Source organism: Candidatus Bathyarchaeia archaeon, assembly GCA_035283685.1.
GTDB lineage: Archaea > Thermoproteota > Bathyarchaeia > Bathyarchaeales > Bathyarchaeaceae > DATETJ01.
The window spans coordinates 36,788-50,512 of sequence record DATETJ010000012.1 but is presented as its reverse complement, the minus strand read 5'-3'; the positions used below and the strand labels follow the sequence as shown (position 1 = coordinate 50,512).

Annotated in this window: 15 protein-coding genes; 12 read left to right on the top strand and 3 right to left on the bottom strand. The window is 47.1% G+C overall.

Annotated features, from left to right (window positions below; genetic code table 11):
- Nucleotides 1-77 precede the first annotated feature (77 nt).
- The 12 genes from VJ249_12110 to VJ249_12055 all read left to right on the top strand — a co-directional run bounded on the left by VJ249_12110 (nucleotide 78) and on the right by VJ249_12055 (nucleotide 9,356).
- Nucleotides 78-581, top strand: coding sequence for a hypothetical protein (locus VJ249_12110; GenBank protein ID HKZ95303.1), 504 nt, complete (start codon nucleotides 78-80; stop codon nucleotides 579-581).
- A complete protein-coding gene (locus tag VJ249_12105) occupies nucleotides 581-1,138 on the top strand; it encodes a hypothetical protein (GenBank protein ID HKZ95302.1) in 558 nt (185 codons plus the stop codon). Before VJ249_12110 ends, VJ249_12105 begins: the two co-directional genes overlap by 1 nt.
- A 267-nt stretch (nucleotides 1,139-1,405) precedes the next feature.
- The gene (locus VJ249_12100; GenBank protein HKZ95301.1) at nucleotides 1,406-1,987 is read left to right on the top strand and encodes a hypothetical protein; all 582 of its coding nucleotides are present in this window, start codon (nucleotides 1,406-1,408) and stop codon (nucleotides 1,985-1,987) included.
- A 105-nt stretch (nucleotides 1,988-2,092) separates the two neighbouring features.
- Nucleotides 2,093-5,137, top strand: coding sequence for a DUF2341 domain-containing protein (locus VJ249_12095; GenBank protein ID HKZ95300.1), 3,045 nt, complete (start codon nucleotides 2,093-2,095; stop codon nucleotides 5,135-5,137).
- Nucleotides 5,138-5,240: 103 nt separating this feature from the next.
- Nucleotides 5,241-5,774: a hypothetical protein gene (locus tag VJ249_12090; protein ID HKZ95299.1), complete on the top strand. Its 534-nt coding sequence runs from the start codon at nucleotides 5,241-5,243 to the stop codon at nucleotides 5,772-5,774.
- A 14-nt stretch (nucleotides 5,775-5,788) separates the two neighbouring features.
- Nucleotides 5,789-6,244: a CBS domain-containing protein gene (locus tag VJ249_12085; GenBank protein ID HKZ95298.1), complete on the top strand. Its 456-nt coding sequence runs from the start codon at nucleotides 5,789-5,791 to the stop codon at nucleotides 6,242-6,244.
- A 105-nt stretch (nucleotides 6,245-6,349) separates the two neighbouring features.
- Entirely contained in the window at nucleotides 6,350-6,787 is a 438-nt protein-coding gene (locus VJ249_12080) for an archaellin/type IV pilin N-terminal domain-containing protein (GenBank protein ID HKZ95297.1), read from the top strand.
- A 105-nt stretch (nucleotides 6,788-6,892) separates the two neighbouring features.
- Nucleotides 6,893-7,687: an A24 family peptidase C-terminal domain-containing protein gene (locus VJ249_12075; GenBank protein ID HKZ95296.1), complete on the top strand. Its 795-nt coding sequence runs from the start codon at nucleotides 6,893-6,895 to the stop codon at nucleotides 7,685-7,687.
- 79 nt (nucleotides 7,688-7,766) lie between these two features.
- Entirely contained in the window at nucleotides 7,767-8,468 is a 702-nt protein-coding gene (locus VJ249_12070; protein ID HKZ95295.1) for a nitroreductase family protein, read from the top strand.
- Nucleotides 8,465-8,710, top strand: a complete 246-nt coding sequence (locus VJ249_12065; GenBank protein ID HKZ95294.1) for a hypothetical protein — start codon at nucleotides 8,465-8,467, stop codon at nucleotides 8,708-8,710. Before VJ249_12070 ends, VJ249_12065 begins: the two co-directional genes overlap by 4 nt.
- A 2-nt stretch (nucleotides 8,711-8,712) precedes the next feature.
- Nucleotides 8,713-9,000: a hypothetical protein gene (locus VJ249_12060; GenBank protein HKZ95293.1), complete on the top strand. Its 288-nt coding sequence runs from the start codon at nucleotides 8,713-8,715 to the stop codon at nucleotides 8,998-9,000.
- Nucleotides 8,997-9,356 carry an SCP2 sterol-binding domain-containing protein gene (locus VJ249_12055; GenBank protein HKZ95292.1) on the top strand — a complete coding sequence of 120 codons (360 nt, stop codon included), beginning with the start codon at nucleotides 8,997-8,999 and terminating at the stop codon, nucleotides 9,354-9,356. Before VJ249_12060 ends, VJ249_12055 begins: the two co-directional genes overlap by 4 nt.
- Before the next feature lie 14 nt (nucleotides 9,357-9,370).
- Here VJ249_12055 and VJ249_12050 read toward each other — a convergent pair whose 3' ends face one another.
- From VJ249_12050 to VJ249_12040, 3 genes are all read right to left on the bottom strand, one after another.
- Nucleotides 9,371-10,636 carry an MFS transporter gene (locus VJ249_12050; protein ID HKZ95291.1) on the bottom strand — a complete coding sequence of 422 codons (1,266 nt, stop codon included), beginning with the start codon at nucleotides 10,634-10,636 and terminating at the stop codon, nucleotides 9,371-9,373.
- A gap of 134 nt (nucleotides 10,637-10,770) precedes the next feature.
- Nucleotides 10,771-12,216 (bottom strand): TldD/PmbA family protein, encoded by a 1,446-nt coding sequence (locus tag VJ249_12045; protein HKZ95290.1) that lies wholly within the window; start codon nucleotides 12,214-12,216, stop codon nucleotides 10,771-10,773.
- Nucleotide 12,217: 1 nt separating this feature from the next.
- Complete coding sequence (locus VJ249_12040) at nucleotides 12,218-13,633, bottom strand: TldD/PmbA family protein (GenBank protein HKZ95289.1); 1,416 nt, start codon at nucleotides 13,631-13,633, stop codon at nucleotides 12,218-12,220.
- Between the last annotated feature and the right edge of the window lie 92 nt (nucleotides 13,634-13,725).

Here is a 13,725-nt window from a genome sequence, read left to right as displayed (position 1 = left end):
ATTCATACTTCTTAAATTATTCACGGGGTCATAACGTTCCCGTAGCGATGCAAAAATAGACTGGACTAGGAGAAAGAATGGCACCAGCGATTCTGCCAGAGTTCTTTATACTCCTCGGCACTGACCTCTTCCTACTGCTAAGCCTGCTAACTTGCCTACTTGACAACCGATTTCCAAAGGCTCTGCCATATGTCTTCCAAGCCGCGGCTGTAATGGGCTTCGGTCACCTACTCATCAGCAAAGAGTTCTTCGCTATCTTCGGCGAGTACATGCGATTCTGGTACAGTTTCTTCTACCTACTCATTGCATTGATCAACATCGTTGCACTCAATGTCTACTTTGCCACTTCGCTGAAAATGTGGACTATGGCCAAAGCTTGGGCTGGAACAGTGACGTTTCCATCGATCATGATCTCTGTGTTCTTTGTTTCCAACTATGGCTATGTCGCCAGCGCTGAGTTTCCATTCCTGCTGCTTCAAGTTGGACTCGTCATCTCCGCCATTGTAATAGGCATTAGTGCAGCTCTGTTCCTCAGCCCAGACCTTTTGCCAAAGCTCAGAAGAAGGAAGGAGGTGAACTAATGGAAGTGAAAAGAATATTGTCAAGCAGATCAGCGAAATTTTTTACCCTAGTACTTACATCAATGCTTATCGCGTCAGCAAGCGCCGCCGTTTACTATTCTTTGAGTATGACGTCAACGATAACTACTGCAACAAACGATGTTTACTTCATAGTCGGCGCGGACGCTACCGAGGCGGGAACTAGCATCTTCAACAACAACAAGAGTGCAACACTGGTAAGCCTTAAGGCCTACCCAAACATGACCACGAGTTACGATGATCCAATCAGAGTGAGGAACAACAACAGTGCTACGACATTCAACGTTAGGCTTAGACCTGTTTCGCTAACCGGTGACGCACAGTACTTCGCCTTCATCAACTTCACACTACAGACTTCAACATTGAGATCGCTGAATTACACGTCAAACGGAGTCAGCTGGACCAGTCCTTCGACGAGTGGTTGGGCGACAGTCAACGCAAACACTAGTTACGCAATCGTCGTTCAAACAAAAGCAAGTGCAACTGCCACATCCGGTCAAACAGCAACTATAGAAATCGCTATTGATGTCGAGCAATAACTTTCCCCTTCTTTTCTTTCTATTCTACGCTAAGGTAAGCGAGCGTCTGACGAATGATAGCTTCTGCTTTTTGTCTTTCTCAGAACGCCTTGCCTGCATATACGCATGAGTTTGCGTTAGGACATACACAAATGAAACAGCACAACTGCCTTCGAGTATCAGAATATTGCAGTTGTAGGTTCTTGCGTTCGATTCTGATTCTGAATTTCGAATTCATATGTCTTAAATCCTCTTGGCATAAGCTCAGTCTAGGAAATCAAGGAGGCTATGACGACGAAGAGTAAGAATGCGCAGTCTCTGAAAAGATCCGTATTTATTACGCTGGTTTTGGCTTCAGCGCTCATCGCCGCTGCTGTTGCTGCAGTCTACTATTCGCTGAGCATGCAACCCGATGTGACCATTACGCCAGCTACGATAAGGTTTGCACAAGGGGCCGATTGGCCCACAGGCTCTACTTTTGGGGCTAACTCGACTTGGGTTCGCTTAGCTCTTAAAGCCTATCCGAACGCAACCTTGGTGTATGACAAGCCGCTGAACATAAGCAACACTGATGGATCCAACTCGCACCAGTTCAGACTGAGGCACGTGTCAATAACTCCCCCGGACGCAAATCAGCAAGTGAGCAATTTCACGTTCATTCGCTTTGTCGTGAAGAACACTGCTGGAGTCTCGCAAGCTTCGTTCAACTACACGACGTCCGGTGACACTTGGACTACGCCCTCAACAACATCGTATCTGACGTTGCCAGCGAATACACAGTGGGTAATCTATGTTGAAACAAAAGCTGCAGCTTATGCTAACGGCAACATAGTGGCTAATATACAAATCGCCGTAGACGTGCAAGAGTAGTTTCCCTCTTGCTTTTCAATTCGCTGCAGTTTAGAGGGCGCCGGCGTGTGGTTGCATAAGTCAAACCGTTTGGACGAACTAGGGAAAGTCCTTTGTTCCTTTTTGTTGGTCGCTGATGTATTTGTTTTGTTAGTTTTCACGGGAATCGCATACGGGGCAAAGGTTTACGCTCCATATTCTGAGGCTGGAACAAATGTTACTTCGCCGCCCGTTTCTCTGCAGACCGGCACTGCTGGCAGCAACACGATTTACGTCAACAACACAAGCGCCAAAGTCAGCGCTGTGTCGCCCAGAAACTGGTTAAACGGCTGGGAAAAACGTGTCAAAATCGCAATTGACAACAATGATGTCGATGCCGATTTGTCTAACTTCCCAGTTTTGATTTATCTGAGCAATTCCTCTTCGGGCCGCAATAATGAGGATATTTCCTTTGTGTTTGATGAACTGCAAAGTAACGCTAACCGAGGGAAGATTGCTGCTACAACAAGTGACGGAATAACTCAGATTAACGTGGAAATTGAAAGATGGAACGCTACAAGAGAGCAAGCGTGGTTGTGGGTTAAGGTTCCAAGCATTAGCAGTGTTGTAGATACGTATCTTTACCTGTATTACGATAAGAATCAGCCTGACAACACTGGTTATGTTGGCGATACAGGTTCAAATGCCGCGAAAAACGTTTGGGACTCTAACTTCAAAGGAGTGTGGCATCTGAGCGAGACAATTGGTGGATCTGGTTCGATAAAGGATTCAACATCAAACAATAATAACGGAACCACCTATGGAACCCCAACTCTTGGAGCCACTGGGCAGATAGATAACGCCATAAATTTTGATGGCGTTGATGACTACATTAGCATTCCAAACTCTGCAAGCCTGCAGTTAACTAGCTCTTTAACTATTGAAGCTTGGATTAAACTAGACTCCTTTGGGTCTGGTTCAGAAGTAGACGCTATACTACGAAAAGGGGAAGCGAATCCAAACGATTATCAGCTTGCAGGCGAGAATCAACAGCTCGCATTAATGATAGAAGAAAACGACGATCAAGGTCTTAACAGCATTAGCAGTTTGTCAGCAAACATATGGTATTTCGTGACTGGAACATGGGATGGGTCAACAAGAAAAGTCTATCTGAATGGTTCTGAAAATGGTTCCGGCTCCAAGACTGGAAGCATCACTCCAGATACGCGAGCGGTATACATCGGAGGAAGATCAGGCGCAGATTTGTCAGATGGTATTATTGATGAGGTACGTGCCTCCAACACCACTAGAAGCGCTGCTTGGATCAGAGCTGGCTACGAAAGTGAACGAGATAATCTGCTTGATTTCGGATCTGAGGAACTGCGAAGCTACTATCCAGCAAACTACAACATACTCACGGGAAATTGGGTTTCAGGTACTGTCCCTGCAAGTGTGCAAACAGTAGACTCCAACTACTTTATCGTTAGAAGCGCAAGCTCAGCAAACTCAACAGCAGTATACAACCCTTCGGGGTACAACCTGATTGGAAGTACCGCTCTTGTTTCAGGAGCAGTTGGAAACTTAAGTTCTAATAATGGCGTTTACATGACTTTTCGGAGCTATGCCAGCGCAACTTCGGGTCAAACACTCTATGCTCATCAGGAGACGACGACGATTGGTGGTTCAAGCTATTATTTTCAGAGACTCACGAGTGCCGACGCTGCGGGAACAACACTTTCAGCCAGCGCTGCAACCACAGGAAGGAAGTTGATGGGCAGATTTGTCCATCAGCTAACAGGCGTTTCCTCCATACCTGCAAGCACTTGGACAATTAATTACCGAGTCTACCGAGATTCAGGAAGCGTGACGGCGCATGGCGACGTAGACATCTTAGTGCGAATGTCAAATGGCACGGTGAGGACAGCCATAGCCACGAATGTAGCAAACTCAAGCAGTCTAGGCACCTCTTGGTCTACGCTTTCAGCAACCTACTCTTGGACAGCTTATACAGTTGTTTCCCAAACCGATTATTTAGAAATTGACTATTACGTTGAAGTCACTGGCTCACAGAGTGGCAGGTCTGTTTATCTCAGAATAGACGACAATACGTTAGCCACAACTGATCAAACAAGAGCCCTCAACATTATTCTGCCAAGCGAGTTCACGTCTGAAGTTGAATTCACCGGTTCAAGTAACACAGAAGTATGGTCTCAACTTGTCAGAACAGTTGATTCAGCCTGGACCACAGGATCAGTGTCAGCCACAATTCAATTATACAACTACACTTTGGGTGCATATCCAACATCGGGCAACGGATATGAAAGCTACACGTCAAGCGCCACAGCCAACACAGACGAAACAAAAAACCAAACCATAACAACAAACCCAACCCAATTCCGAGATGCTTCGGGAAACTGGAGAATAAAAGTCAAAGGCGTGAAGACCACAACTACTCAGTTTGATTTTAATGCGGATTGGGTTGAGTTCAAGTCTTTACAGTCTACCGAATTCACGGCTTCAACCGAGTTCTTGTTCTCATCTACGACGACAAATACACCGACACAGCTCAACTTTACCGTCGTGAGCGAATACGACATTGCAAGCGTTTCAGTGACAATTCAAGTTTGGAACTACTCGTCCTCAGCCTACGTGACAAGCGGTCAAGGCTACCTAACCTATTCGTCCAGCGGCACAGACGAAACTAAATTACTCAGCATAAGCATAAGTCCCCAGTTCTACACATCAAACGGAAATGCAAGAATTCGAGTCACAGGAGTTTTGGTAACCCCCACGCAGTACCAGCAGAAGGCAAATCAGGTTAAACTCGCTTACAGTTACGCTTCTTCCTCAAACTACAACTACGTCCTAAAAGCCATCAACCAGGTCTCCGACACATGGAAGATTCGACTCAGAGGATACTCGCAATCAAACATCGCTCGCCTAAACAACTGCACAATATACTTCCGCAACTCAACCGATGGCACCTCACGACAAATCTACATCCAAAACGGAGCCTACGTAAACCAAACAGGACCATGGTACGACCTGCCAGCCTCACCAGCCGAAAGATATATAGTTGTCACACTTGATGCAAGCAACTCACAAGTTTCATACGTTGACGTCTATCTGGAAATTCTCGTTCCAGACAAAACAACGTACGCCCAGTATATTCTGACCTTTGAATTTACGTAACTGCGATTTCCTTCGTTCTATCTAGACTCCATACATGTACTCATTATGTAGAGTTCATCAAGTCTATATCTAGGCAAATCCGAAATCTTCTAAAGGGAAACATATGCTTTCCTTCGAATTCTCTGTCTTCGACTTAGTACTCTCATTAGGCGTAATCGTCCTCATAGTTCTCTTTGCTACCACGCTGTGGAAGCTCAACCCATCAGGCGAAAACAAACAGCCACAGGACGAGGAGGCTTATAATGATGAACAGGAATTTCCCAGGCTTCCACATGAGCAAAATCCAGCAAATCCGCAGCAAAATGCTCCGCCAAGCCGCGTTGATTCTTGGCAGAGTGGTGGAAAGCCAATTTCTTACAAAACTCAAGAGCCACCCAGACTTGTGGTCGGCGCAACGACCGAGGGCACTTCCCAGACAAGCATGGAGCAGCCGACTAGGTCAAATGAGTATGTGGGGTCGACTAGATCGACAAAGGCGACAACTTCGCCTAAACCGGTTCCCAAGAACTCTAACGGAAAGGACTGCTTCCACTTTTTCGGCTACTTAGGCGGGCTGCCTAAGAATACGCCCATTCCTGGAGAATGCTTTGGCTGTGAAAAAATAGTTGATTGCCTAATCACGAAAAAGAAACAGTGAGGAGACTTGAGCTCATGTCGCTGAAAGTTGAAGACGTGATGGTAACAAACCTCATAACGATTGAAGTCGGAGCAACTGCGAGGAAAGCAGCTGAACTTATGAATCACCACGATATCGGATGCCTAATCGTAATCAGCTCTGACCGACCTGTTGGCATTGTGACCGAACGCGACATGTTGAAAAGAGTAGTGCTTCAACTGCGCGATCCCAGAAGAACGCGTGTCAGCTACATAATGTCCAAGCCGCTGATAACAACCTCGCCTCAAACTGACCTTCGAGACGCCATCAACCTTATGAATGAAAGACGAATCAAAAAACTGCCTGTAGTCGAAGGAGAACAACTGCTTGGACTCTTGTCGATTACCGATATTGTCCGTTCACTTGCTTACTTCGAGCATGTCGTTGGGTCTCTTTGCGCCCGGTGTCAATTTGGAAAGCAACAAGTCGATGTTCCAGTTCCAGCGCAGTGACGCCTTTGGCAGTTTTAGCTCTAATCATTATTCGTTCTTCATACTTGTTAAATATCATCATGACTAGAGCATTTGGGCAGTAGAGGTGGAATTAAATTGAACAAAATGTTGAAAGCTAAGAAAGGGATTTCACCTATCCTAGCAACGCTTCTATTGATAGTAATAGCAGTGGCCGCCGTAATAGTGACTTACGCTTGGGTCATGACGTTCACGACAACCCAAACCCAGCAAGCAGGCGCAATCCTAACAGAGGCCAACACAAGGTTCTACAACATTTCAAGCACAAAATACATTGGAGTCACCTTGCTGAACTCGGGAACAGCTGACGCCAAAATCACTCAAGTCTATTTGGGCACTTCATCTGCGAATCTTGTTGATTTAACAAGCAGCGTTACCTTCACTCCTAGCACAAACATTGTCAAAGCCAACGGTGGATCAATCAACGCCACTTGGACATATGCTTGGAGCTCTGGACAAAGATACTACTTCAAGTTCGTAACTGAAGCAGGACAGCAAGTTCCTTTCGACAGAGTTGCACCATAGCAATCCCAAGCCCCACACTATTTTGAGCATCTTCGCTTTCTGTTTAACTCTTAAATGCCAAGTTCTCATAATCTTGCGTGAGCCACTGTTGAGTGTGCATCACGTTTGAATGAAATCCTAGAGGCCGCACGAGTTATCCTAAGTCTGTCATTCTTGCTATACGCCTCTTGGAGCGACTGGAAACAACGAGAAGTAAGCAACAAAGTCTGGATACTGTTCGCACCCCTAGCTTTTCTGCTAACGATTATTCAGTTCGTGTTCTACTCCCAGCGGTTGCTGTTCAGTTACGCCCTCTCATTTGTCATAACCTCTGCGATGTCCGTAGCGCTGTTTTACGCTGGTGCCTTCGGTGGGGCAGACGCCAAAGCATTGATGTGCCTAGCCTTGGCGTTGCCATCCCCCATTTACCTGATGCCTAGCGTTAGATTGTTCCTTCCTGTCTTTCCGTTTACGGTTTTCAGCAATGCCGTGTTGCTGGCTGCGTTCACCGCGGTCTACGCTCTCGTCCGTAACTCGTTGTGGAGGCTTAGAAACAACGCCAAGCTTTTTGCAGGATTGGAAAACGAATCACTATGGCGCAAGCTAACAGCCCTGCTAACGGGCTACAAAGTCGAACCAACTCAACTGGAAAGAAATCCCCACATTTACCCCTTAGAGGACATAACAGCCGAAAAAAACGGCGAAAACAAACGAATGCTGCTAACATTTCCCAAAGACGAGACTCGAGAAGCAATCGTGGCTAGGATATTGTCGGCTGGACGTGAAGGTAAGATTCGGAACCACATCTGGGTCACGCCCGGTCTGCCTTTGCTGATTTTCATCACGGCGGGTCTTATAATTGCCCTTCTACTTGGCGACTTGATCTGGATACTTCTACGGTTTCTATTGACTCCGCGCTAAACCAGTTTCTGACAGAAGACGACAACAATTCTATAAGCGTAAATCTGAATAAAGCTACGGTTCGGGGTGGAACTCGTTCATGGAGTTGTTGGAAGCCATCAAAACTAGGAGAAGTGTAAGAGAATTTACTGGTCAACGCATCCCAGACGAACACATTGAAATGATTCTGGATGCAGCACGCTATGCGCCTTCGCCAGAAAACCTGCAGATGTGGCGTTACGTCGTCATTCGAGAAGACCAAGAAATGAAGAACTTGATCGCTGAAGTTTCAATGGAAACGGCGCGTGAAGTCTTCGGCGCCCAACCCTACGAGTTGACAGCGGGAAGACTCTGGTATTTACCCGATCACGCAAGACCAACTGAATTCGCAAACATAAGAGACGGTAGCCTTTTCGCGTATCCAAAATACTCCGACACGGTGGTCATCGGCTTTGGCTCAGAATTCTTCCACGATGCTCATCTGCCATATGCAATGGAGCTGTTCGGCTCAGTTGTCGTAGCCATGGGTATGCTTCAAATGTGGCTAACGGCGCACTCTTTAGGCTACGGCTGCGGCTGGATGGCGCTCGCCATATCCGATTACAGACACAAAGAACTGCTATGCGACAAACTCGGAGTGCCCAGAACTTGGGAGCCTATAGGGGTCCTCTGTATAGGCGTGCCAAAGGAGAAACGCATGTTAGGACCGTCGCGTTTTCCAATGGAAGGCGTCATGTACAATGAACGTTGGGGCAACCCGTATCGCCGCTTAGCCTTCAGCAAGGAGCAGGAAAAGAAATGAACATAGAGTTAACATCTGAAGCTAAAGAAAAAATGCGGGAGATAGCCAAAGACTGCAACTTACCTGTTGAACGGGCATGCGAAATCATACTGTCCCAGTTTGCCACTGTAACTGGCGGACGAGTTTACACGGGCAGGTGGCGTGAAGGAAACGGTCTATACTTTGTTGTTCAGTGGCCTTTCCTCACAGGATTAGCTAAAGCCACAGGCGAAGAACTCGTTAAGATGACAGAGGTGAAATAAAGGTGAGCGCAGCGCCAAAGTACCGAAAGCAACCGTCTGGCGAATGGCTTGGCTTCCCCGACCTAAAACTCGAAGACATCGAACACGAATCCTTCAAGTTCACAAAATACGTTTCCCAAGCGCTAGTGGACAACAGAAAAGGAAGAGTCAACCTCATAATGGAACAAGACTTCTACAATCGCTTCCTGCAAGCAATCAGGAGAAAATTCGGAAACATATCACACATCAATGTGGACAAAGCAGCCTTAGAAGCGATCAAAGCCTGGGTTGAAGGAGTGGAAGCAACATGAGCATGGCGGCAAAAAAGCTCTTTGACGCCGTCGCCATGAAGGCCAACAGAAGCAATGATGGACAGAGAATCATGAAAGACTGGGTAGACCATTACCACGGCAAAGTCATTCAGTTCGAGACAGACGCTGAAAAATTCTATTTGGTCGTCCAGAATGGAAAAATGAAGGTCTTAGACGGAGAATATCCCGCGCCCGATCTGACCTTCAAAAGCTCATCGAAAACTCTTTCAGAGGTTTTCACAGGCAGAAAACGCATCGGCGACGCCATGAAAGCATGGGAACTCGTTCTGGTCGGCGCTGGACATGAAGGCTTCGCTTTAGGAAGGCTTGTAACCACAGTAATGCTTGAAGTCTAGAAAATCGCAAGAGCTCAGCAATTCTGGTGTGGCTTGGGTTCAGATACCATGAGCCACACTAGAGCCACACCGATGAAACTGATAACGCCGCAAGCGATGAAAGGAGTTACCGGAGAGTAGAATTCATAGAGAAAGCCTGCAATGAAGGAACCTACAACTAGACCGAGATTCTGAAAACTGTTAAAGACCCCCATGCCTTTTGCCCTCATCGACGAAGGCACAACAGTTGAGAACATTGCGGTTATCGGCGGGCTTGTTGCTCCACGTCCGAAACCTCTTAACATCATGACCAAAAGCAAAGGCCAGAAGCTCCCCGAAAATATGACGAGAAACGCGGAAGCCCCATCGAAGACTTTTCCCATCATAAGCATCGGCTTTCTTCCCGTGTTATCCGCAATCACTCCCATGGGCAAGGTCGCCAGCAAAGTCACGATGCTCATAACTGTGAAGAGCATTCCAACACCGATTTCTGAAATGCCCAACACTTCATTAGCGTACACGGATAGCACAGGCTGAATAAGCGAATTGGAAAAAGCGATTATGAACCGTGCAACGCAAAGGCCACAGAAGATGCGAGGATAAGGTGTCAACTGCCTTATTCCCTGAAGTCTCCCTCGCACATTGGTGCTGGAAGTTAACACTGTTGAAGCATTCTTTCGTGCATGAAACGCGTCATGATTATCGTTTATTGTTGGGATGGTTTCGCGAACTGTGAAAACCATGAGGATTGTTGTCATGAAGGCTAAGCCGCCGCACACGAAGAACGGCACGCTAATTGAGAATAAGCCTGCCAATATGCCTCCTAATGCTGGACCCACTATCATGCCGAGAAACCACATGGTTTCGTAAAGTCCCAGCGCCTTGGCTCTGTCATTCGGCTGCACAATGTCAACAACCATGGTGCTAATAACGGGCCAGACCACCCCGGAAGCCAAGCCTTGAATAGCCCTCAGCAGAATTAGTTGGTTAACGTCTTGAGAAAAGCCGTACAACGCCATTACAACGGAGTACATGAGCAATCCAAATACTATCGGTTTTTTCCTGCCAGCTTTATCGGCAACCCATCCTCCAGGCAAAGTAGCCACTGCCCTGGTCAATGCAAAAGACGCAGTTAACATGCCCAACTGCAACCCCGTTGCTCCAAAATCCCTCGCGTATAAGGGCAAAAGAGGCATCACTAATCCGAAGCCTAGCATGCTCACAAACACCGCGAAGCAGAGCGGAAATAACTGCGAATATTTCAACAGCGCGCCTAAATCAGTCTTGAAAGCGTGGAGCACTATGTCACCGGTGGTTAAACACTTTTGAGAAGCATGTGCTTAAGCGTCACGACAAAAAAACCTTTACCCATTAGAGATGGAGGAACAGCGTATCGCTCAAATCCCGTCGAACTGTGGATAAATATCAATGAAGTCTAGGTAGATGCAACTATTTTCTCTATGGCAACTGAGGGATTGATCACAGATCCAAAGGTTCTTGAATCATTTCCTATAGCCACTATAGAATTCAAGGCTTGGTAAAGGTTTCCCGCCACACTGCATGCCTTGAGCGGATATGCAACCGCGCCGTTCTCTATCTTGAAGGCGTTGTCCGCGGTCACTGAGAAATCGCCAGTAACAACGTTTGAGTGTCCCGCGCCAATCAACGAACCTTTCACCAGCACTCCATTCTTGACTTCACCTATCAATGCTTCTAGGCTGCGTGCTCCAGGCTCTAGTATCATGTTCGAAGGCCTGATCATAGGCTGGTTTGAGTAAGCAGCCACGGGGTCTCTACGCCTGCTTGAATTGCCTGTGCTTTCTCGAGACTCCCGCCTTGCAGAGTAGTTATCATACAGAAAGCTAGTTAACACGCCTTTCTCGATTATTGGAGTCTTTTGTCTGGGAACGCCTTCGTCGTCCATTTTGGCTGTTCCAATGCCTTCGGGCAGTGTTCCATCATCAAGAATTGACACCTTCTCTTCTGCAACCTTTTGGCTCAGTTTATCTTTGAGCACTGAGCGGTTTTCCTGTACATTGTAGCCTGAAATACCGGCGGTGAATATCACAGCGAAGAGCTGAGCCCAACTTTCATTTTCAAAAACAACCGGACCCACATGCTTCTCTGGCAGTGTTCTTTTGCCAAAACATTCAACGGTTCTCTTTGAAGCGCTAACAGCAATTGGTGTCACATTCTCAGTTAGAGTTCTTGAGATAAGAAAGTCGCCGCTAGACACTTCTTCGCCTTTGGACTTCGCCTTTGTTCCAACGTAAGCTGAGAACGCTGTTCCCTTGTCAAACACTTCAATGCCTTTCGTGTTGACTATGCCCCACGTTAACGAGTCAGCTGTAATCATCGACATTGCCTGCATGATTCTTTTATCATAGTCACCAGCCGCCGTGCAGCAGTTAGCGCTCATTTCCAGAATTCGGTCAGCGCTCAAGTCCGCGATCTTGTTGTCGAAGATTCCTCCTTTCTCGTTTGGTGTTTTCGGGTCAGGCAGCGAAATCCAATTAGGGTCAGGCGGTCGGATTTTGGCTATTTTAACGGCTTCTTCCACTGCCTCCAGCACTTTGGTTTCCTCAAGGCTTGACACGCTGGAGAATCCGATCGCCTTATTTATTACGGCTCTTACGCCCACGCCCGCTTTGGTTCCACTACTGACTATTGGAATGCCTTTCTTCTTGATCCATGGCTCAGCAATCCGTGCAAAAGTGCCCTTTAAGCCCTTGATGGCTTTGCTTCTCGAAGCGAAAATGCCTCCGACGAACTTCACAGATGTGTGATTCTCAATGTAAAGGAAGATTTCGGCTTCGAGGGCGCCAAGTTTCTGAGCGTGATTCATTGCTTTGTTTCCAACTGACTTCAGTTGCTCTTCCATCTCACCGTGCACCTCCAAACTGAACGTTCTTTATCCGCATATGCGGTCCACCTGTGCCCACGAATGCGCGCTGTTCGATCTTTCCGCAACCTCCAAAAGGAGTGCTGTGCAGTTCAAGATCGTTACAGACAGCTTCCACATTCTTAAGGAGCTCAAGAATGTTCCCTGTTAACGCCACATCTCGTAGCGGATACTTTTTCTCTCCGTTTTCTACCCAGTAGCCTCTTATCGCTTTGAATAGAAACGTGCCAGTTTCCTGAACTTGTCCGCCTGCAGTGTCAATCGCGTAAATTCCCTGTTTCAGCTCGCTTAAGGCTTCCTCGGGTTTGCGGTCGCCTGAAGCAAAATAGGTGTTTCTCATCCTAACAATTGGTTCAAAGGAGTAATCTTGGCTTCGAGCGTTTCCCGTGGGCTCCATTTTCAAAACTCTCGCGGTGAGCCTGTTCTGGAGAAAATGGGTTAATACTCCGTTCTTTAGAATCTCGACGCGTGAGCACGGGACTCCTTCGTCGTCAAAATGCACACTGTAACCTCCATTTTGTGGAAGACCTTCATCAACAATTGACACGATGTCTGTTCCCAGTTTTTGACCGATTCTTCCTGTTAGCGGTGAACCGCCCACAACCACGAAATCTGCCTCCGACAAGTGTCCAAAAGATTCGTGAGCAAGCACTCCGGCAAGTGATTGATCAATCACTGCGTCGAATTTTCCCGCGGGCGCCGGCTTCGCCTTCAGTTTCTCAAGCGCCCACTTTGCAGCGTTTTCAGCCATTTTTTCTGGTGTGTGCTTTTCTTCCTCGAATGCCGTCAACCCGGCTGTTCCTCCGTGAGCGTCTCGAGCGTCAACTATAAGCTCGCCTTTCTTAGCCACACATGAGACCGTCAAGCCTACTAGAAGGGGCTCGTATGCAACGCTTGTTCCTTCGCTGTTTGCATAGAATATGGTACCATAATATTCTCCGAAAAGACTTCGAACGTTGGCTATCTGCTTACCTGCTTCCATAGCGGTTTGACATTGCCGAAAGCACAGGTCCTTCTTCTCGTCAAGCGAAACATCCTTTGGATGCTTAGCCACGTTTGTTGACCGTTTTTCTTGGACTGCTTTAACTTCTGCGAGTTTCATTTTCATAAGCGTCTTCTTGGAGGAAGCGTTGGCGATTTTCACGGCTGTTTCAGCTGCATGAAAAACATTTTCTTCGTTCAACATGTTTGAGAATGAGAACCCGTTTGCTTTTCCACAGAAGGCTCTGATCCCAATGCCTATGTTGCGGACTTGCGACACTGTCCGCGTCTCTTTGTTCACAGCTTCAATGTTTCGCGTTGTCGTGTCTTCGCCTTTGGCTTCAGCGAAGTCTGCTCCATTCGTCAGCGCATGCTTAATGGTTTTGCCCATCAAGTCTTCGATATGTGAATTCATGCCCCTCAATCCCGTGTGAAGTTACAGACGCTAGGCATTTAAATTTGCCGAAATCCCAATCAAAGAATCGAGTAATAATGTTTTAAGCATAA

Coding starts and splice junctions, on each gene's coding strand:
- VJ249_12100 (HKZ95301.1), top strand. CDS start 1,406: ATGACGACGAAGAGTAAGAATGCGCAGTCTCTGAAAAGATCCGTATTT.
- VJ249_12090 (HKZ95299.1), top strand. CDS start 5,241: ATGCTTTCCTTCGAATTCTCTGTCTTCGACTTAGTACTCTCATTAGGC.
- VJ249_12065 (HKZ95294.1), top strand. CDS start 8,465: ATGAACATAGAGTTAACATCTGAAGCTAAAGAAAAAATGCGGGAGATA.
- VJ249_12045 (HKZ95290.1), bottom strand. CDS start 12,216: ATGGAAGAGCAACTGAAGTCAGTTGGAAACAAAGCAATGAATCACGCT.
- VJ249_12070 (HKZ95295.1), top strand. CDS start 7,767: ATGGAGTTGTTGGAAGCCATCAAAACTAGGAGAAGTGTAAGAGAATTT.
- VJ249_12105 (HKZ95302.1), top strand. CDS start 581: ATGGAAGTGAAAAGAATATTGTCAAGCAGATCAGCGAAATTTTTTACC.
- VJ249_12040 (HKZ95289.1), bottom strand. CDS start 13,633: ATGAATTCACATATCGAAGACTTGATGGGCAAAACCATTAAGCATGCG.
- VJ249_12085 (HKZ95298.1), top strand. CDS start 5,789: ATGTCGCTGAAAGTTGAAGACGTGATGGTAACAAACCTCATAACGATT.
- VJ249_12055 (HKZ95292.1), top strand. CDS start 8,997: ATGAGCATGGCGGCAAAAAAGCTCTTTGACGCCGTCGCCATGAAGGCC.
- VJ249_12080 (HKZ95297.1), top strand. CDS start 6,350: ATGTTGAAAGCTAAGAAAGGGATTTCACCTATCCTAGCAACGCTTCTA.
- VJ249_12110 (HKZ95303.1), top strand. CDS start 78: ATGGCACCAGCGATTCTGCCAGAGTTCTTTATACTCCTCGGCACTGAC.